Source organism: Lentzea chajnantorensis (assembly GCF_054300775.1).
The window spans coordinates 614,779-632,276 of the sequence record NZ_JBSDZT010000002.1; the positions used below are offsets into that span (position 1 = coordinate 614,779).

General features: G+C 70.6%; 21 protein-coding genes and 1 pseudogene. 9 read left to right on the top strand and 13 right to left on the bottom strand.

What is annotated here, in order from left to right; translation table 11 throughout:
• Positions 1-63 precede the first annotated feature (63 nt).
• The 6 genes from ACVDFE_RS03555 (at position 64) to ACVDFE_RS03580 (ending at position 5,780) form a co-directional block, all read left to right on the top strand.
• Complete coding sequence (locus ACVDFE_RS03555) at positions 64-1,704, top strand: DNA repair helicase XPB (RefSeq protein ID WP_360385492.1); 1,641 nt, start codon at positions 64-66, stop codon at positions 1,702-1,704.
• Positions 1,701-2,129, top strand: a complete 429-nt coding sequence (locus tag ACVDFE_RS03560) for a hypothetical protein (protein WP_360385490.1) — start codon at positions 1,701-1,703, stop codon at positions 2,127-2,129. The genes ACVDFE_RS03555 and ACVDFE_RS03560 overlap by 4 nt, the downstream gene beginning before the upstream one ends.
• 96 nt (positions 2,130-2,225) lie before the next feature.
• Positions 2,226-2,909, top strand: coding sequence for a response regulator transcription factor (locus ACVDFE_RS03565; protein WP_360385488.1), 684 nt, complete (start codon positions 2,226-2,228; stop codon positions 2,907-2,909).
• Positions 2,906-4,297 (top strand): ATP-binding protein, encoded by a 1,392-nt coding sequence (locus ACVDFE_RS03570; protein ID WP_458429562.1) that lies wholly within the window; start codon positions 2,906-2,908, stop codon positions 4,295-4,297. The genes ACVDFE_RS03565 and ACVDFE_RS03570 overlap by 4 nt, the downstream gene beginning before the upstream one ends.
• Positions 4,298-4,326: 29 nt before the next feature.
• A complete protein-coding gene (locus ACVDFE_RS03575; protein ID WP_360385484.1) occupies positions 4,327-4,851 on the top strand; it encodes a GerMN domain-containing protein in 525 nt (174 codons plus the stop codon).
• Between the two features lie 8 nt (positions 4,852-4,859).
• Complete coding sequence (locus tag ACVDFE_RS03580; protein ID WP_360385482.1) at positions 4,860-5,780, top strand: o-succinylbenzoate synthase; 921 nt, start codon at positions 4,860-4,862, stop codon at positions 5,778-5,780.
• A gap of 18 nt (positions 5,781-5,798) precedes the next feature.
• Here ACVDFE_RS03580 and ACVDFE_RS03585 read toward each other — a convergent pair whose 3' ends face one another.
• The 5 genes from ACVDFE_RS03585 to ACVDFE_RS03605 all read right to left on the bottom strand — a co-directional run bounded on the left by ACVDFE_RS03585 (position 5,799) and on the right by ACVDFE_RS03605 (position 9,351).
• Positions 5,799-6,188, bottom strand: coding sequence for a PIN-like domain-containing protein (locus tag ACVDFE_RS03585; RefSeq protein WP_360385480.1), 390 nt, complete (start codon positions 6,186-6,188; stop codon positions 5,799-5,801).
• Entirely contained in the window at positions 6,175-6,831 is a 657-nt protein-coding gene (locus ACVDFE_RS03590) for a DUF433 domain-containing protein (RefSeq protein ID WP_458429563.1), read from the bottom strand. The genes ACVDFE_RS03585 and ACVDFE_RS03590 overlap by 14 nt, the downstream gene beginning before the upstream one ends.
• A 62-nt stretch (positions 6,832-6,893) precedes the next feature.
• Positions 6,894-7,985 (bottom strand): CapA family protein, encoded by a 1,092-nt coding sequence (locus ACVDFE_RS03595; RefSeq protein ID WP_360385476.1) that lies wholly within the window; start codon positions 7,983-7,985, stop codon positions 6,894-6,896.
• 26 nt (positions 7,986-8,011) lie between these two features.
• On the bottom strand, positions 8,012-8,251 hold the full coding sequence (locus ACVDFE_RS03600; RefSeq protein ID WP_458429564.1) for a hypothetical protein: 240 nt from the start codon (positions 8,249-8,251) through the stop codon (positions 8,012-8,014).
• A gap of 8 nt (positions 8,252-8,259) precedes the next feature.
• Entirely contained in the window at positions 8,260-9,351 is a 1,092-nt protein-coding gene (locus ACVDFE_RS03605; RefSeq protein ID WP_458429565.1) for an XdhC family protein, read from the bottom strand.
• A 104-nt stretch (positions 9,352-9,455) separates the two neighbouring features.
• On the opposite strand from ACVDFE_RS03605, the gene ACVDFE_RS03610 reads away from it, so the two are divergent.
• Positions 9,456-9,686 (top strand): PspC domain-containing protein, encoded by a 231-nt coding sequence (locus tag ACVDFE_RS03610; RefSeq protein ID WP_360385470.1) that lies wholly within the window; start codon positions 9,456-9,458, stop codon positions 9,684-9,686.
• Here the strand turns inward: ACVDFE_RS03610 and ACVDFE_RS03615 are convergent, their stop codons facing one another.
• The 6 genes and pseudogenes from ACVDFE_RS03615 to ACVDFE_RS03640 form a co-directional block, all read right to left on the bottom strand.
• Positions 9,687-10,400 (bottom strand): family 20 glycosylhydrolase, encoded by a 714-nt coding sequence (locus ACVDFE_RS03615; protein ID WP_458429566.1) that lies wholly within the window; start codon positions 10,398-10,400, stop codon positions 9,687-9,689.
• Positions 10,401-10,461: 61 nt separating this feature from the next.
• A pseudogene (locus ACVDFE_RS03620) lies at positions 10,462-11,055 on the bottom strand (family 20 glycosylhydrolase); the annotation flags it as partial.
• The gene (locus ACVDFE_RS03625; RefSeq protein WP_360385466.1) at positions 11,052-11,885 is read right to left on the bottom strand and encodes a carbohydrate ABC transporter permease; all 834 of its coding nucleotides are present in this window, start codon (positions 11,883-11,885) and stop codon (positions 11,052-11,054) included. The gene ACVDFE_RS03625 and the pseudogene ACVDFE_RS03620, both read right to left, overlap by 4 nt.
• Complete coding sequence (locus ACVDFE_RS03630) at positions 11,882-12,766, bottom strand: carbohydrate ABC transporter permease (protein WP_458429567.1); 885 nt, start codon at positions 12,764-12,766, stop codon at positions 11,882-11,884. Before ACVDFE_RS03630 ends, ACVDFE_RS03625 begins: the two co-directional genes overlap by 4 nt.
• A 2-nt stretch (positions 12,767-12,768) precedes the next feature.
• Positions 12,769-14,046 (bottom strand): extracellular solute-binding protein, encoded by a 1,278-nt coding sequence (locus tag ACVDFE_RS03635; protein WP_458429568.1) that lies wholly within the window; start codon positions 14,044-14,046, stop codon positions 12,769-12,771.
• 79 nt (positions 14,047-14,125) lie between these two features.
• On the bottom strand, positions 14,126-14,785 hold the full coding sequence (locus ACVDFE_RS03640) for a copper homeostasis protein CutC (RefSeq protein ID WP_360385460.1): 660 nt from the start codon (positions 14,783-14,785) through the stop codon (positions 14,126-14,128).
• A gap of 348 nt (positions 14,786-15,133) precedes the next feature.
• Between ACVDFE_RS03640 and ACVDFE_RS03645 the strand changes: the two genes are divergently transcribed.
• Positions 15,134-15,739 (top strand): RNA polymerase sigma factor, encoded by a 606-nt coding sequence (locus ACVDFE_RS03645; RefSeq protein WP_360385458.1) that lies wholly within the window; start codon positions 15,134-15,136, stop codon positions 15,737-15,739.
• Positions 15,740-15,744: 5 nt separating this feature from the next.
• Positions 15,745-16,221, top strand: coding sequence for a carboxypeptidase regulatory-like domain-containing protein (locus ACVDFE_RS03650; RefSeq protein WP_458434261.1), 477 nt, complete (start codon positions 15,745-15,747; stop codon positions 16,219-16,221).
• Positions 16,222-16,347: 126 nt separating this feature from the next.
• On the opposite strand, the gene ACVDFE_RS03655 is transcribed toward ACVDFE_RS03650, so the two are convergent.
• Together ACVDFE_RS03655 and ACVDFE_RS03660 are read right to left on the bottom strand one after the other, a co-directional pair.
• Complete coding sequence (locus ACVDFE_RS03655) at positions 16,348-16,758, bottom strand: Imm1 family immunity protein (RefSeq protein WP_458429569.1); 411 nt, start codon at positions 16,756-16,758, stop codon at positions 16,348-16,350.
• A complete protein-coding gene (locus ACVDFE_RS03660; protein WP_458429570.1) occupies positions 16,746-17,420 on the bottom strand; it encodes a DddA-like double-stranded DNA deaminase toxin in 675 nt (224 codons plus the stop codon). Before ACVDFE_RS03660 ends, ACVDFE_RS03655 begins: the two co-directional genes overlap by 13 nt.
• Between the last annotated feature and the right edge of the window lie 78 nt (positions 17,421-17,498).

Genomic DNA, 17,498 nt, shown 5'->3' on the forward strand with positions numbered 1-17,498 from the left:
CGCCCCCGCGTCCGCCGTGATGGCGACAGCAGCGCATTTGGCACCGTCAGGGAGACTGGGCAGGTGACCGATGGCCCCCTGATCGTGCAGTCGGACAAGACGCTGCTGCTTGAGGTAGACCACCCGCTGGCCGATGAGGCGCGAACGGCCATCGCGCCGTTCGCCGAGCTGGAGCGGGCGCCGGAGCACGTGCACACGTACCGCGTGACGCCGCTGGCGTTGTGGAACGCCCGCGCGGCCGGGCACGACGCGGAGCAGGTGGTGGACGCGCTCGTGCGGTTCAGCCGGTACCCGGTGCCGCAGCCGCTGCTGGTGGACGTGGTGGACACGATGGGGCGCTTCGGGCGGCTCGTGCTGAGCAACAGCCCGGCGCACGGGCTGGTGCTCGCCACCACCGACCGCGCGGTGCTCGAAGAGGTGCTGCGGAACAAGAAGGTCGCGCCGATGTTCGGGGCGCGCATCGACGACGACACCGTGATCGTGCACCCCAGCGAGCGCGGCCGGCTCAAGCAGCTGCTGCTCAAGGTCGGCTGGCCGGCCGAGGACCAGGCGGGCTACGTCGACGGGGAGGCGCACCCGATCGAGCTCGCCGAGGACGGGTGGAAGCTGCGCGACTACCAGCGGCTCGCGGCGCAGGCGTTCTGGGCCGGTGGCTCCGGGGTCGTGGTGCTGCCGTGCGGCGCGGGCAAGACGCTGGTCGGCGCGGCGGCGATGGCCGAGGCGCAGGCCACCACGCTGATCCTGGTCACGAACACCGTGGCTGGGCGGCAGTGGAAGCGGGAGCTGATCGCGCGCACGAGCCTCACCGAGGAGGAGATCGGCGAGTACTCCGGTGAGCGCAAGGAGATCCGGCCGGTCACCATCGCGACCTACCAGGTGATCACGCGCAGGTCGAAGGGCGAGTACAAGCACCTGGAGCTGTTCGACTCGCGCGACTGGGGCCTGATCGTCTACGACGAGGTGCACCTGCTGCCGGCGCCGGTGTTCCGGATGACCGCGGACCTGCAGTCGCGGCGCAGGCTCGGGCTCACCGCCACCCTCGTCCGGGAGGACGGGCAGGAGGGCGACGTCTTCTCGCTGATCGGGCCGAAGCGGTACGACGTGCCGTGGCGCGACATCGAGGCGCAGGGCTGGATCGCCCCCGCGGAGTGCACCGAGGTGCGGGTGACGCTCACGGACAACGAGCGGCTGCTGTACGCGACGGCCGAGCCGGAGGAGCGGTACAAGCTCTGCTCGACGGCGCGGACGAAGATCCCGGTGGTCCGGCGGGTGCTGGAGCGGCACCCCGGCGAGCCCGCCCTGGTGATCGGCGCCTACCTGGACCAGCTCGACGAGCTGGGCGAGGAGCTCGACGCGCCGGTGATCAAGGGGTCGACGAAGAACAAGGAGCGCGAGGAGCTGTTCGACCGGTTCCGCAGGGGCGAGCTGCGCACGCTGGTCGTGTCCAAGGTCGCCAACTTCTCCATCGACCTGCCGGAGGCATCGGTGGCGGTGCAGGTCAGCGGCACCTTCGGGTCGCGCCAGGAGGAGGCCCAGCGCCTCGGCCGGCTGCTGCGGCCCAAGGGCGACGGACGGCAGGCGCACTTCTACTCGGTGGTCGCGCGGGACACCCTCGACACCGAGTACGCGGCGCACCGGCAGCGGTTCCTGGCCGAGCAGGGGTACGCGTACAAGATCGTCGACGCGGACGACCTGGTCGGATGACGACCTGGTGGATGTGGAACCCGGCCGCACCCCCGCCCCGCGGCCGGTTCCGGTCGGAGCGGTCGCTCGCCGCCGCCGCACCCGAGGCCCAGGTCGTCCGGTCCACCGACTTCACGTGCCCCGAACAGCTCCGCCGCGCCACCGCCGCCCGCACCGACTTCCTCGCCGTGACCGGTGACCCGGTGCGGGTGGCGCTGGTCGAGCGGCGGCTGTGGACGCTGCTGGTGGCACTGCGCCGGTCGGTGCCGGTCCGCGCCGCGCTCGCACTGGCACCCGCGAAGCCGGGCCGGGCCGCACTGGTCGCGGAACCGACCCGCGAGCTCGCCGACCTGGACCGGCGCTTCGACCGGTTCGCGGCGGCGCTCGCCGTGCTGCGGGCCGACCCGACCCCCGAACAGCTGCGCCACACCGCCGCACTGGACTGATCGGCGCCCACTGCGCCCGCTGCGCCCGTGCGGTCGTTGCGCAACGATGACGTCGCACGGACGTCCTCATGAGACCCGTCCGGAAGGCTGGAGGACATGCCGCGCGTACTGCTGATCGAGGACGACGAGGCGGTCCGGGAAGGACTGTCGCTGGCCCTGACCTACCAGGGCCACGCGGTGACGGCGGTGCGCACCGGCGAGGAGGGCCTCGACCTCCTGGCCAGGGGCGACAACCCGGACGTGGTCGTGCTCGACCTGATGCTGCCGGGCGTGGACGGGTTCGAGGTGTGCCGCCGCATCCGGGCCGCGGGCGACCTGCCGATCATCATGCTGACCGCCCGCAACGACGACATCGACGTGGTCGCGGGCCTGGAGGCGGGCGCGGACGACTACGTGGCCAAGCCGGCGCAGGCCCGCGTGCTGGAGGCGCGGATCAGGGCGGTGCTGCGGCGGTTCGCGGTCAGCCAGCCCAGCGTGCAGACCGAGCGGTACGGCGACCTGACGATCGACCGCGACGGCCTCGTGGTCACCCGGCTCGGCCGGCCCGTGGCGCTGGCGCCGACGGAGCTGCGGCTGCTGCTGGAGCTGTCGGCGGCGCCGGGCCGGGTGATGTCGCGGCAGCAGCTGCTGGAGAGCGTGTGGGACCAGGGCTACCTCGGTGACTCGCGGCTGGTCGACGCGTGCGTGCAGCGGTTGCGCTCGAAGGTCGAGGACGACCCGGCGGCACCGGTGTACGTGCAGACCGTGCGCGGCTTCGGGTACCGGTTCGGACCGCTGTGACGCTGCGCCTGCGGTTGTTGCTCTCGTTCGCGTTCATCAGCGTCTTCACCGCAGTGGCGGTCGCGGGCGCCGGGTACGTGCGGGCCCGCGACGCGATCGTGCAACGCGCGCAGGACCGGGCCGTCACCGAGACCACGAACCGGGTCGAGCAGCTCTACCCGCTGCCCGCCCGCCCGGTGGACGCGCTGGTCCTGGAGCGCATCGCGGCCCGCGTGTCCGGCCGGGAGGGCGACGCGCTGGCCACGGCGCACGGCGTCACGGCGGGCTCGATGAACCCCTCGGTGATCACGCCGGAGCTGCGCAGGCACGTGTCGTTCGGCTACGTCGGCTGGCAGCGCGTGTCGCACGCGGGCCGGGTGTGGCTGGTCATCGGGATGCAGCTGCGGGTGTCCGGCGGTGGCGAGTCCGGCATCGAGGTCTACGCGCTGCGCCCGTTCACCAGCGAGGCCGAGGTGATCGACGAGCTGGCCCGCAACGCGTGGCTGATCGGCGGCGCGGGCCTCGTGCTGGCGCTGGCACTGGGCCTGCTGGCCGCGCAGGGCGTGCTGCGGCCGGTGCGGGCGCTGCGGATGGCGGCGTTCCGGCTCGGCCAGGGCGACCTGTCGGCACGGGTGCCGGTCCGCGGCAGGGACGAGCTGACGGACGTGGCCTCGACGTTCAACAGCACCGCCGCCTCCCTGGAGCACCACGTCGGCGAGCTGCGGCGGATGGAGGCCGACGCCCGCCGGTTCGTGGCCGACGTGTCGCACGAGCTGCGGACGCCGCTGGCCGCGATGACGGCGGTGACGGACGTGCTGGACGCGGAGACCGCGGCACTGCCGGGCGTGGCCGGGCAGGCGGCGCGCCTGGTGAACCGGGAGACGCAGAACCTGACGCGGCTGGTGAACGACCTGATCGAGGTCACCCGCTTCGACTCGGGCACCGCCGCGCTGGCCCTCGACGACGTGGACGTGGCCGAGGTCGTGCGGGCGACGCTGCGGCTGCGCGGCTTCGAGGTGACCGCCACCCTGCCCGACCGGGTGCGCGCCCGGCTCGACCCGCGGCGGCTGGACGTGGTCGTGGCGAACCTGGTGGGCAACGCGGTGCGGCACGGCGCCCCGCCCGTCACCGTGCGGCTGGCGGTCGACGGGTCGTGGCTGGTGATCGAGGTGGCGGACTCCGGGCCCGGACTGGCGGAGGAGGTGCTGCCGCACGTGTTCGCGCGGTTCTACAAAGCCGACTCGGCTCGGGGGCGGTCGGAGGGCAGCGGACTGGGGCTCGCGATTGCATGGGAGAACGCGCGGTTGCACGGTGGCACGCTGACGGCGGCGAACCGGCCCGGCGGTGGTGCGGTGTTCACGCTGCGGCTGCCGGTCGGGGAGCCGTTGCGGGCCGGGGATGCGGCGTGAGCCGGGGAGCCGCCGACTGGGAGTCCGGTGTGAGCCCGAAAACTGTCGGTGCCGGCTGGAAGAATGGAAAACGGGGGTCCCCTGCGAGGGGACGCCTGCGCAAGCTCGCGCCGACGATCCTGGCCGTGCTCGCGGTCGCGGTCCTCGCCTCCTGCGGCATCCGCCCCACCGGCGTCATCCCGGGCCTGCAGGCCCCGAGCGGTCCCGTCGAGAACCCCTCCCCGTCCGTCTACTGGGTCGCGGCCGGCCAGGTCGTGCCCGTCGCCCGCGACCAGGGCAGCCTCACCGGCCGCGACGTCGTGGCGTTGCTCGCGCAGGGGCCCAGCGGCGACGAGCAGCAGCGCGGGCTGAGCACGGAGGTGCCGTTCGACGCGGCGCCCGCGACGGTCGACCGGGTGGAGAGCGGGCTGGACGTCACGGTGTCGACGGACGTGTCGTTGCTGAGCCGGAACGCGGTCAGGCAGATCGTGTGCACGTTGCTCGCCGTGCAGGCGGTGGGGACGGTGCACCTGCGCGGCGGCGGGCATTCGCTGGAGGGGCGCCGGTGCGGTTGAATCGGGCGGTGCACGTCTATTCGATCCCGATGAACGTCCGGTTCCGCGGCATCACCACCCGCACCGGCGTGCTGGTCGAGGGGCCGGCGGGGTGGGGTGAGTTCTGCCCGTTCGAGGAGTACGACGACGAGGAGGCGGCGCCGTGGCTGCGGTGCGCGCTGGAGGCGGCGTACGAGGGGTGGCCGCGGCCGCTCAGGGACAGGGTGCCGGTCAACTGCACCGTGCCCGTCGTCGGTCCGGAGCGGGCGCACGAGATCGTGACGAGGTCGGGGTGCGCGACGGCCAAGGTGAAGGTCGCCGAGAGCACGCTCGAAGAGGACTGCGCGCGGCTTGAGGCGGTCCGGGACGCGCTGGGGCCGCAGGGCCACGTCCGGGTCGACGCGAACATGCTCTGGGACGTCGACACGGCGGTCAGGGCGATCAAGGCGATGGACCGCGCGGCCGGTGGCCTGCAGTACGTGGAGCAGCCGTGCCGCACGCTCGACGAGCTGGCCGAGGTGCGCAGGAGGACGACCGTCCCGATCGCCGCCGACGAGTCGATCCGCAAAGCCGAAGACCCGCTCAAGGTGGCCGTCGCGGGCGCCGCGGACATCGCGGTGATCAAGGTGGCGCCGCTCGGCGGCGTCCGCAGGGCGCTGGAGATCGCCGAGGCGTGCGGGCTGCCGTGCGTGGTGTCGTCGGCGCTGGAGACGTCGGTCGGCATGGCCGCGGGGATCGCGCTGGCCGCGGCACTGCCCGAGCTCGACCACGCGTGCGGGCTCGCCACGGTGGAGCTGTTCCAGGGCGACGTGACGAGCGAGTCGCTGAAGCCGGAGAACGGCTACCTGCGCGTGCCGGCGAAGGCGCCGGTGCCGGACCGGATCGGCGAGTTCGAGGTCGTGGACCGGCGTTGGACGGAGCGGTTCGACCGGGTCAGGGCTTCCCTCTGACTCCACGGGCTGCGCACCTCACGGCCAGGTGCGCCTGATGCCGTCCTCCTTCACCGCGTAGATCGCCGGGCCGCCCCGCGTCACGGCGCGGTGGATCGCGGCCTGCGCGTTGTGGAACCTGCTGATCATCTCGTCTCGGCGGAGCTGCTGGTTGTCGAGGTAGAAGAGCACCGCCAGCCTGTCCTCGACAGGCCGCCGCTCAGGTGGCCGCCCCTTGATCCGCCCGTCTTTGCACAACGGGACCCAGCCCCGGTCCAGTCCGTACTCCAACCACTCGTCGTCCGCGGTGAACTGCGCGTCATCGGGGAAGTGATCGGTGATGCGGTGCACGGTCCACCCGAGACGAGCAAGACCTTCGGCGACCCCTCGGCCAAGGCTTCTGTCCAGGAAGAATTCAGGCGACGACACGTTGGGCGGCTCGGCAGATCGATTCGACTTGTTCCGGAGTGAGGTCGTATTCGTATCCGACTTCCTTCAGGGAGTCGCCGGCGAGCCACATGTCGACAATCGCGTTGACCGGCACGTGGTTGGCCTCGATCACCGGGGCTCCCCAGCCGAAGCGGGGATCGATGATCACAGGAGCGACATCGGGATATTGCCTCAACCTGAGCGACGCCGCCAACCCGTCGCCGGTGTCCCACCCGATGTATTTCATGTGTGCTTTCAACAAATCGCGAATCGGTCTCTGCTGATCACCGACGCGTGCGATGTCTCCGTCGGCGTACTCCAAGAAGATGTCGACACCATCGGTCGCGATCTTGCGAGTTGCCAGCGCGTACGGGGTGTCGAACTCCCGGCGCACGGCCTCGGCCGCGTCTCGGATCTTGTTCATTCGAAGCCCGAGATCACGCAGCGACCGGAGGACGTATGCCTCCACCACGGCCACGAAAGGCACTGACGGCCAGCCACGCCGGTCAGGATCGACTCGGTGGACCAGTGGAGCGCCATCTGCTTCTTCACGCAACCACCGGTCAAGCGTCGATCGAGGAATCTGCAGGTGCCTCGCGGTCTCCTTCGGCGTCAACAACGGATCGTGGAGCTTGTCGACCACAACCGCACCTCCTCCCGAACCGACATTCGGATCTTAGCGCTGGACCGAGCGGTTCGAACGGGTCAGGGCTTCCCTCTGACCAGCCCGTGCTGGTTGGCGCCGAGGCTGAACACGATCTCCTCGGTGCGGCTGACCGCCTGCGTCCGCCGTTCCGTCGCAGGCACCCGCGTCAGGTCCACCAGCCGGATCGGCGGGCCGAGCTCCACCAGGGTCGGGGTGTAGGAGGCCTCGGTGACGGACCAGCCGGCCGGGCCCTGTTCGAAGCGGAAGCGGGCGACCACGCCCTCCTCGGTGACGCCGCGGGGTTCCGCGTGCCGGGCGACCTCGTTGCCCAGGCCGTAGGCGACCCACTTGGTGCCGATCTTCTCGAACGGCTGCACGACGTGCACGTGCGTGCCGATGATCAGGTCGAGTGCCGGGTCGGCCAGCAGCCGGCGGGCCAGTGCCTTCTGCTCGGCGGTGACGGCGTGCTGGTACTCGTTGCCCCACTGCACGGACAGCACGACGACCTCGGCTCCGGCGGCGCGGGCGGCGCGCGCGTCGGCGAGGATCTTGTCGGCGTCGATCTGGTTCGCGCGCCACGGCTGGGGCAGCGGGATGCCGTTGAAGCCGTAGGTGAACGACAGCTGGGCGACCTTCACGCCGTTCGCGTCGAGGATCAGGGGTGTGGCCGACTCCTGCTGCGTGCGGTACGAGCCGGTGTGCTTGAGCCCCACCGCGTCCATCGCGTCCAGCGTCGTCGTGATCGCGGAGACGCCGCGGTCGAGGGTGTGGTTCGAGGCGGTCGAGCACGCGTCGTAACCGACGTCGACCAGGCCCTTCGCGACCTCCGGCGGGGCGAGGAAGGACGGGTAGCCGAAGAACGGGCCCTCCTTCTTGCCCAGCGGCACCTCCAGGTGGCACAGCGACAGGTCGGCCTTGAGCGTGTCGCGGATGCCGGAGAACAACGGGAGGAAGTCGCGGCCCGCGGCACCGCCGTCGGCGACCGCCTGGTCGGTCAGCGCCGGGTGGACCAGCACGTCGCCGCCGGCGGTGAGGGTGAACGAGCGGGCCGGCGGTGGGACCGGTGAGGGGGACGACGGCGGCACCGGGGCCGAGGTGAGCACGACCGGTGAGCCGGTGCACCCGGACAGCGCGACACCGGCGGCCAGCACGAGGGCCGGCCACCGGTGAGCACGCTTCAGCGCTGCCGCCTGCGTCGCAGGGCCAGTAACAGCACGACGGCCAGTACACCGGCCGCGACGGGGAGCACGCGCTTCAACGCCGGAACGCCTGCCGTGTCGATCAGGTCGATCGGCTCGTCGGGAACCACTCGGAGATGCTGCTGTTGCGCCACCTCGTCAGCATCCCCGGAAGCCGCCGTGCTCGCCAGGTGTTCCGCGAACTGGCCGGCGAGTTCGCCGCTGACCTCGGCGATCACCGGGCCGTTCAGTGGTGGATCGGTGCACCGAGGTCCACGAGCCGGCGGCCGGTTCCCCTCCACCGCAGGGCGATGACCTCGGCGGCGATCGACACCGCGGTCTCCTCCGGTGTCCTGGCGCCCAGGTCCAGGCCGATCGGCGAGGCCAGCGCGCCGAGCTCGCCCTCGGTCAGCCCCGCCTCCCGCAACCGCCGCAGGCGGTCTTCGTGCGTGCGGCGGGAACCCATCGCGCCGACGTAGCCGACCTTGAGCCGCAACGCGACCTCCAGCAGCGGCACGTCGAACTTCGGGTCGTGCGTGAGGACGGCGATCACCGTCCGCTCGTCGAGCTTGGGCGCCTCGGCCCGCAGGTACCTGTGCGGCCACGCGACGACGACCTCGTCGGCCTCGGGGAAACGGGTGCGGGTCGCGAACACGGGCCGTGCGTCGCACACGGTCACCCGGTAGCCGAGGAACGCGCCGAGCCTCGCCATGGCGGCGGCGAAGTCGATGGCACCGAACACCAGCATCCGCGGCGGCGGCTCGAACGAGTTCACGAACACGCTCATGCCCTCGCCGCGGCGCTGGCCGTCCGGGCCGTACCGGAGCACGCCGGACCGCCCGCTCGCGAGCATGCCGCGCGCGTCGTCCGTGACGGCGTCGTCGGCGCGGGACGACCCGAGCGTGCCCGAGCGGCGATCGGGCCAGATGACCATCCGCTGCCCGATGCGGTCCGGGTGCTCGACGACGGTCGCGACGGCCACGGGTTCCCCAGCGCGAACGGTGTCCACGACCTCGCCGAGCTGCGGGAACGTCTCCGCGTCGATCTTCTCGACGTAGACGTCGATGATCCCGCCGCACGTCAGGCCGACGGCGAACGCGTCGTCGTCGCTGACGCCGTAACGCTGCAGCACCGGCTCGCCGGTCGTCTGCGCGAGGTCGTAGACGGCCCCTTCGACGCACCCGCCGGACACGCTGCCGATCGCCTGGCCGTCCCCGGTCACGAGCATCGCCGCACCGGCCGGCCGGGGTGCCGAGCTGAACGTCGCGACCACCGTCCCGACGCCGACGGTCTCGCCGCTCGCGACCCGGTCGGCCAGTTCGAACAGGACATCACGCACGGCGTACCGCCTCCGGGGAGTCCATGACCCCCAGAGTACGACTCAGGGTCGGGTTCCGGGTGGTCACCGATGTGCGACCGCCCGGAACCGACGATTCTTGAGCCATGAACAACAACGTGCTCGACGAAGCGACGACGAAGGTCAAGAAGCTCCGGCGCAGCCGGAGCGACAAGATGGTCGCCGGTGTCTGCGGCGGCGTGGCCAAGATGATCGGCGTGGACGCCGCGCTGCTGCGGATCGTCCTGGTCGCCGCCACGCTGCTCGGCTTCGGCACCGGCGCCGTCCTCTACGTCGCCGCGTGGATCCTCATGCCCGAGGAAGACGCCGCGATGTGATCACCGTGGAAAACCGGGAACGCCGGGTAGCCGTTGCCAGGGGTGGGGACCGTTGAGGGGCCGGTACTCCACCCCCAGTGCGTCGAGCCGCGGCAGGTGGTGCTCGCGCAGCCGCCGCACGAACTCCGGGTCCTTCTCCGCCGGTGACCACACGACCTCGGCGAACGCCGCCAGGCGCGGGAACGCCGCGTAGTCCACGCGCCGGGCCGAGTCGAGGTGCTCGGTCCAGATGTTCGCCTGCGCCCCCAGCACGCGCCCCGGTTCGTCACCGGTGAGCTCGGCCGGGACCGGCTCCCACGCGTAGACGTCCTCCAGCGTCGTCACCGTGCCCACCGGGATGGGCTCGTCGTCCGAGCCGGACTGCCGGTAGTCGAGGTAGACGAACTCCTCGGGGCACATCACCACGTCGTGGCCCTCGCGGGCCGCCGTGACACCGCCTTCCACGCCGCGCCAGGACGCCACGACCGTGCCCGCCGGCAGCGGGGCGGAGTCGAGGACCTCGTCCCAGCCGTAGGGCCGCCGCCCGCTGCGCACCAGGTGCCGCGCGATCTCGCGGACCAGCTCGCCGTCGTGGCCGGGTGCCTCGTCGCCGCCGAGCCCGATGACCTCCGCGGGGAACACGTCCATCAGCTCGTCGAAGACCACCCGGTAGAAGTCCGCTGTGGACTCCTCGGTGTTGAGCACGCGTTCGTTGATGCCCCAGTCGGTCCACACGCCACCGCCGTGCACGCCGAGCTTCCGGGTAGGCCGCGATCGCCGCCTGCGAGTGGCCGGGGATGTCGATCTCCGGGACCACCGTGACGTGCCGGGCCGCCGCGTACGCGACGATCTCGCGCAGGTCGTCCTGGGTGTAGAAACCGCCGTGCGGACGGCCTGTCAGCCCGCCCGAGCGCCGGTCGCCGAACCGCGAGTCCTCCCGCCACGAGCCGACCTCGGTGAGCTTCGGGAAGGCCTTCACCTCGAAGCGCCAGCCCTGGTCGTCGGTGAGGTGCAGGTGCAGGACGTTGAGCTTGTGCACGGACAGCAGCTCGACCCACCGCAGCACCTCCCGCTTGGGCAGGAAGTGCCGGGCGACGTCGAGCATGACGCCCCGCCACGCGAACCGCGGGAAGTCGACGACCTCGCAGGCCGGGATGACCCGCGGCTTGTCGCCCGCCGCGCGGAACGCGCCGGGGCCGAGCAGCTGCCGCAGGGTCTGCAGCGCGTTCATCTCGCCCGCCGCGTCGTGCGCCTCGATCAGCACGCCGTCGTCGGAGGAGAGCAACCGGTAGCCGCCGGGCGGACCGTCGACGAGCACGGTCTCCCAGCCCTTGTAGTCGACGAGTCTTCCGCCATCCACATAGGACACCGGACGTGGCAGCAGGTTCATCCCTTCACCGCCCCGGCGAGACCGGACACGAGCCGGCGCTGGACGAAGATGAAGAAGACGAGCACAGGGATGGTCATCAGGGTGGAGCCCGCCATGATCGCGCCCCAATCGTTCTGGTCGGGTTTGACGAAGACCTGGAGAGCCAGTGGCAGGGTCTGGTTCTCCACAGCGGAGATGATGAACGTCTTGGCGAACAGGAAGTCGTTCCAGGCGTGGATGAACGACAGCACGGACGTCGCCACCAGTCCGGGTGCGACGAGCGGGAACAGCACCTGCCAGAGGAACCGGAACCGCGAGGCGCCGTCCAGGGTGGCGGCCTCCTCCAGCTCCACCGGCACCGCGGCGACGAAGCCGCGCAGCATCCAGATCGCGAACGGCAGGCTGAACGCCAGGTGCACCAGCACGAGCGAGCCCAGGTGGTTCAGGCCGAACACCGGCACGGTGTCGCCGACCGACCGCATCAGGAAGAACAGCGGCACGGTCAGCGCCTCGACCGGCACCATCTGCACGACCAGCAGCATGATCAGCAGCGTGGTGCGGCTGCGGAACCGGAAGCGGGTCAGCGCGGTCGCCGCGAGGAACGAGATCAGGATGCTCAGCGCCACCACGATCAGCGCCACGACGATGCTGTTCACGAAGTAGCGCCCGAAGTTCGCGACCGTGAGCGCCCGCGTGAAGCTGTCGAGCGTCGGCCGCGTCGTCCACGGCACCGGGTCGGCCGAGATGATCTCGTCCTCCGGCTTGAACGCGCTCAGCACCATCCAGAACAGCGGGAACGCCACGACTGCGGCGATGACGAGGACGAAGCCCTCGGTCAGCCAGCGCTTCACAGGGCCTCCCCGGAACGGCGCAGTGCGCGCAGGTAGAACAGCGTGACCACCAGCAGCAGCACGGTCGTCACGACGCCGATGGCGGCGCCCAGCCCGTACTCCGACGCCGCGAACGCCTGCTGGTAGGCGTAGACGTTGAGCACGAGGTTGCGCCCGGCGATGCCGCCGCCGTTGGTCATCACGTAGATCTGCGTGAAGATCTTGAAGTCCCAGATGATCGACTGGATCGTCACCACGAGGATGATCGGCCGCAGCAGCGGCAGGATGACGCTCCACGCCGTGCGGAACGCCGAGGCGCCGTCGAGCGCCGCGGCCTCCAGCACCTCACCGGGGATCGCCTTGATGCCCGCGTAGAGCGTGACCATGACGAACGGGAACGAGCACCAGATCACCTGGGCGGCGACGAGCCCGAACGCGGTCCACCTGTCGAACGTCCAGGAGAAGCCCTGGATGCCGAGGACCTCGTTGACGAACCCGAAGTTCGCGTCGAACAGGAACAGCCAGATCGTCGAGCCGGCGACGGCGGGCGTGGACCACGCGCCGAGCGCCGCCAGGAACAACGTCATGCGGACCCACGTCCTGACCCGCGTGGCCATGATCGCGAGGAAGGCGCCCACGAGCAGGGTGCCGACCACGCAGACCGCCGCGAAGGCGACGGTCTGCCCGAGCACGGTCCAGAACTGCTGGTCGCCCAGCAGCCTCTGGTAGTTCCCGAGGCCCAGGAACTCCAGCGGCGCACCGCCGCTCACCTGCTCCTGGCCGTAGTCGAAGAGCGAGATGAGCACGAGCTGGTAGATCGGGTAGGCCAGCAGGCCGCCCAGCACCAGCAGCGCTGGTGCCAGGTAGGCGAACGCGGTCCGCCCCTGGCCCTTGGCGGTCATGCTCACGACGTGAAGGCCGCGTTCATCGTCTTGGCGGCGTCGGCGGTGGCCGTGTCGACGTTCTTCGCGCCGGTGACGACCTCCTGGATCATCGTCGGCAGCACGGTCTGCGCCTCGATCTTCGCCCACGCCGGGGTGACGGGGACGAACTTCGTGCCGGCCTGCAGGGTCTTGGTGAACGGCTCCAGGAACTTGTCCGAGTCCGCGACCTGCTTCTGCACGTCGGTGAACGTCGGCAGGTTGCCCATCGCCGCGTACATCTTCTGCTGGTACTCCTTCGACGCGAGCAGCTGCGTGAACTCGGTCGCGAGCGTCTTGCGCTGGGTGCCCTTCATGACGCCGAGCAGGTTGCCGCCGGCGAACGCGGGCGCGATCGAGCCCGCGGTCTTGCCGGGCAGCGGCACGACGGCGTACTTGCCGGCCGCGCTGGAGGCGTCGACCGACTTGCGGTTGAAGTCGCCGCCGATGGTCATGGCCGCCTTGCCCGCGCGGAACGCCTCGACGCTCGCGTCACCGCCGTTGCCCGCGCAGGTGGCCGGCGGGCAGATGTCGTCCTTGATCAGCTCGGTGTACTTCGCGACACCGGCCCTGGCCTCCGCGCTGTCGACGGCGGCGGTGAACTTGCCGCCGTCGGACTTGGCGATCTCGCCGCCGCTGGCCCAGATGAACGGCAGGGCGGCGAACAGGTACTTGCCGCCGGCGGAGATGCCGATCAGCTCGGGCTTGCGCTGCCGGATCTCACGGGCCGTGGTCGCGATCTCGTCGAGCGTCGCCGGCGGCTTGAGGCCGAGCTCGGAGAAGACGTCCGTGCGGTAGTAGAGCGCGCGGACGCCGACGAACCACGGCACGCCGTAGGTCTTGCCGTCGACCTTGGCGGTGTCGAGGATCGTCGGCACCAGGTCCTTGGACTCGCTCCACGCGCTGAGGTCCAGCTCGGAGAAGCCGCCCGCGGAGACGTAGCCGGCGAGGTCGGTGTTGCCGAACTCCGCCACGTCCGGCGCGCTCTTGGGGTCGCTGAAGGCGGCCTTGAACCGTTCCGCCCGGCTGGACACCTGGATGTACTGCACGTCGACGGTCACGCCGCTGTGCTTGCCCTGGAACTCGGTGACGGCCTCCTTGACCACCGCCTCCTTGGGCCCGCGGTTGACCTCGTCGAACAGCCACACCCGCAGCTGCCCGGTCTTCTCGTCCCCCGCCGTGTTCGCCGGTCCGGACTGCACCGGAGCGCAGGCGACCACCGCGCCCACGCCCAGCACGGCCACGAGTGCCTTCAGCCTCATCGCGCCCTCCGCATTGCATATAGTGCAACAGCCATTTCACAGGAAGCAACGTGAGACTAGAACGGTCCGCGCTAAGGGTCTAGACCAGACGGTTGATCCATTGCCGAACTGATGCCGGGTCGACCGGTTCGTCCCACCCGCCCGGCCGCACGGCGCTGCCGACGTGGAACGCGGTGATGCCCGCTTCGAGTAGCTCCGCGACGTGGTGGGGCTGGAGGCCGCCGCCGACCAGCAGCGTGGGCGGCTGGGCGTTGACCAGCTCTTTCAGGACCTCCCTGCCCGCTTCGACACCCTTGCGGTGACCGGCGGCGAGCACGGTGTCGCAGCCGAGGCCGGCGACGGTCTGCCAGCCCTTGCGCACGTCGTTCGAGTTGTCGAGCGCGCGGTGGAACGTCCACGCGCAGCCCTCCAGCTCGGCGGCGAGGTTGAGCGTGACGCCCTCGTCGATCTCGCCCTCCGCGTCGAGGAACCCGAGGACGAACTCGGTCGCACCCGCCTCCCGCAGCTCGGCGGCGGTCCGGCGCAGCTGCCTCAGGTCGCCTGGCGCGAACCCGTTCCGGTCGCGCAGCATCACCCTGATGGGCAGGTCGCACGCCTTCCGCACCTCCGTGAAGGTGGCGACCGACGGCGTGAGCCCGTCCGCGGCCATGTCGGCGACCAGCTCCAGGCGGTGCGCGCCGCCCTCCTGAGCAGCAACGGCGTCCCTTGCGTCGAGTGCGATGACTTCGAGAATCGGCATGGTCTAGACCATAGTGCGCAAGTCGATGTGCTTTCGGAAATCCGGGAGCGATTTCTCGCATCCCCGCGTCGGAGTGCGTATCTGGGTCCTGGTTCGCCGCTCTTGTTCAGTGAGCGACAGGACGTGGAGCGAGCGTCAGCCGGTTCGAGGGGTGCCGGCCGGCGCAGCTCCCACCAGGGCGGCCCGTGATGCGGAGGGGGAATCACGGGCCGCTGGTGCACCCAGGGGAAGATGAGGGCGGACGATGGGCGAGACTGCTCCAATTGAGTGAATTTTGTATCTACCGCCCAGTCGACGCCTCCTGACCTGGCGAACGGCGCTGACGTGGCGGCCGATCGGAGGTGCTGCGTGGACGAGCTGCACACGGCGGATGACCGAACGCCGTGGGACGGGCTGGAAGGCACCGAACGGCATGCGGTCTGCGTCGCCGCCGCACGCGAAGGCAACCGCAACGCACTCGACGTCCTCGTGGCCGAGCTGACCCCGCTGGTGTGGCACGTCGCCCGCGGCCAAGGCCTCGACCGCACCGCGGCGGAGGACGTCGTGCAAACGGTGTGGCTCGCCTTCCTCCGCAAGATCGACACCATCAAGGAACCGCGCGCCCTGGTCGGCTACCTGGTCGTGACGACCAGGCGTGAAGCACGCCGCACCTGGACGCCGAACAAGCGCGAGACCCACCTGTCCGACGAGTACGCCGAACAGCTGGAGTCCGACACCGGCCTGCCAGAGGACGTGACGTTGATGGACGACCGCGACCGCAGGCTGTGGCTCGCGTTCGGCCGGCTCACCACCAAGTGCCAGGAACTGCTCCGGCTCACCGTGCTCGCGGGTCGCGCCGAGTACCGAGCAGTCGCCGAAGCACTCGCCATGCCCCACGGCAGCATCGGTCCGACCAGGGGACGGTGCCTGAACCTGCTGCGCAACTACCTGGAAACGGAAGGAGGATCGCGGTGAACGAGATCGACCCGCGCGACGACCGCAGGGGCCTTGAGGACACCGCAGTCCTCTCCGAGCTGAACAGGCTGGTCGACGAACTCGATCCACCTCCCGCAGACCTCGTCGACCGCGTGAAGTTCGCGATCGCTTTGGAGGACCTCGACGTGGAGGTGGCCCGCTGGGAACGCGCAGGCTCCTTCGCGGGCGTGCGCGGCGGCCAGACCGGCACCATCACGTTCACCGTCGACAACCTCACGCTGATGGTGAACTTCACGTCGACCGGCTCCCGCCACCGCATCGACGGCTGGCTCGTCCCCGCCGGCGAACACACGGTCGAGGTGCGCGTCGCCGACCACAAGTCGTCGTGCACCCGTGCCGACGACGGCGGGCGGTTCGTGCTGCCGGACGTTCCGGCCGGGACCACGCAGATCCTCGTGCACCTGGTGAACTCGCACGGGGAACCGGGGCGGACCGTGGTGACGCCGACGATCATGCTTTGAGCCGTTTTCGGTGTGGGGAACGGTTTTGCAGGGATTGGCGCGGTAGGGGGTTTCGGGGGCGTGCCGCGCCCGCACCGGGGTGCTGGCTTGGGGGCTTGAGTGGTCCGCGTGCGCGGCGGACCGCACCTAATCCGTCCAGACCTGCCAGGCGACATCGCTGGGGCGGCCGCCGCCGGTGCTCATGTACTCGTGGGCGGCACGGCGAACGTCAGCCAGCGGAATCTCAGCGGTAGCGGGGAACTCGGTGTCGGATCCCATGTAGTAGTAGACGGGAACCTGCTCCGCGATGTCGCTCCCCCGGCTCGCGTAGGCATCGGGGAAGTCGGGACCGGAGTAGAAGAGAACACCTCGTTGGTTCGTTCCGTCGATACCGACGTCCAGGACGACCTGACCGGGGTCGTCCGCGATGAGGAGTTGCAGCTGTCCCGGGAACGGCCAGGCGGCGACCGCGTCGAGAACGGCGTCCAGCTCCTCCGGAGTCCGGATCAGCGTCGGGTCGTCGGCGTCGACGTCGTACCAAATCTCTAGCGCCACCACGGCCGGGCACCTCCTGTGTACTGCTTGACGAACAACGTGCCGTCCCTGTTCACGCCGTGCACCGTCAGGGTCGCACCCGCCGGGAGCATGATCGGCACAAGGGTGTCGCAGCTCAACCGTCCCCGGCAGGGGACGTTGTTGATGAAGACCACCGAGTGCCGAATGCCGTCGCGGACCATGCGCGCGGCCAGCTTCATCTCGACGTCCGACGCTCTGGTGATGCTCCTGACCGGCATTCCGAGACTGCGGAGCAGTTCGCCGGCAGCCTGGGAGTCCTCGTCCTTCCCGCTGACGATCGCCCGCGCCTGACCGTCCGGCCCGATCCACTGACCGTGCGTCTTGCGTCCAGGTTCGGCGATCGGGTCAACCGGCGACGGCAGCGCGCGACGCAACTGGTCCGCGAGTGCCGGCGCGACCGCGGGCGGCCCCGAAGCCTGGTCGACCGGCGTGGGTGATCGCTCGGTCTCTGATCGCCCGGTCTCCGCGGTCGGCCGGTGCGTCCCCACCTCCGTCCGCACCGAGTCCTTCGCCACCGCGTTCAGACGGGCACGAGTCGTGTGGAGAACATCGCTCAGCAACCCGTCGAGTACCCGCATCTCCCCCTGGCAGCGGTGCCACTCCGCGTGGACCGCCTCGACGTCGGGATCGACAGAGCCGTCCATGACGGCGACGAACTGCGTGAGTGCCGCACAGACGTGCTCCTCCGCGTGAACGACACAACCGCGAGCCTGGTCCAGGAG

What these genes read in the sequence shown, in the direction of transcription:
- ACVDFE_RS03565 (WP_360385488.1), top strand. Translation starts at nt 2,226, where the DNA reads ATGCCGCGCGTACTGCTGATCGAGGACGACGAGGCGGTCCGGGAAGGA.
- ACVDFE_RS03610 (WP_360385470.1), top strand. Translation starts at nt 9,456, where the DNA reads ATGAACAACAACGTGCTCGACGAAGCGACGACGAAGGTCAAGAAGCTC.
- ACVDFE_RS03660 (WP_458429570.1), bottom strand. Translation starts at nt 17,420, where the DNA reads ATGGACGGCTCTGTCGATCCCGACGTCGAGGCGGTCCACGCGGAGTGG.
- ACVDFE_RS03640 (WP_360385460.1), bottom strand. Translation starts at nt 14,785, where the DNA reads ATGCCGATTCTCGAAGTCATCGCACTCGACGCAAGGGACGCCGTTGCT.
- ACVDFE_RS03630 (WP_458429567.1), bottom strand. Translation starts at nt 12,766, where the DNA reads ATGACCGCCAAGGGCCAGGGGCGGACCGCGTTCGCCTACCTGGCACCA.
- ACVDFE_RS03560 (WP_360385490.1), top strand. Translation starts at nt 1,701, where the DNA reads ATGACGACCTGGTGGATGTGGAACCCGGCCGCACCCCCGCCCCGCGGC.
- ACVDFE_RS03635 (WP_458429568.1), bottom strand. Translation starts at nt 14,046, where the DNA reads ATGAGGCTGAAGGCACTCGTGGCCGTGCTGGGCGTGGGCGCGGTGGTC.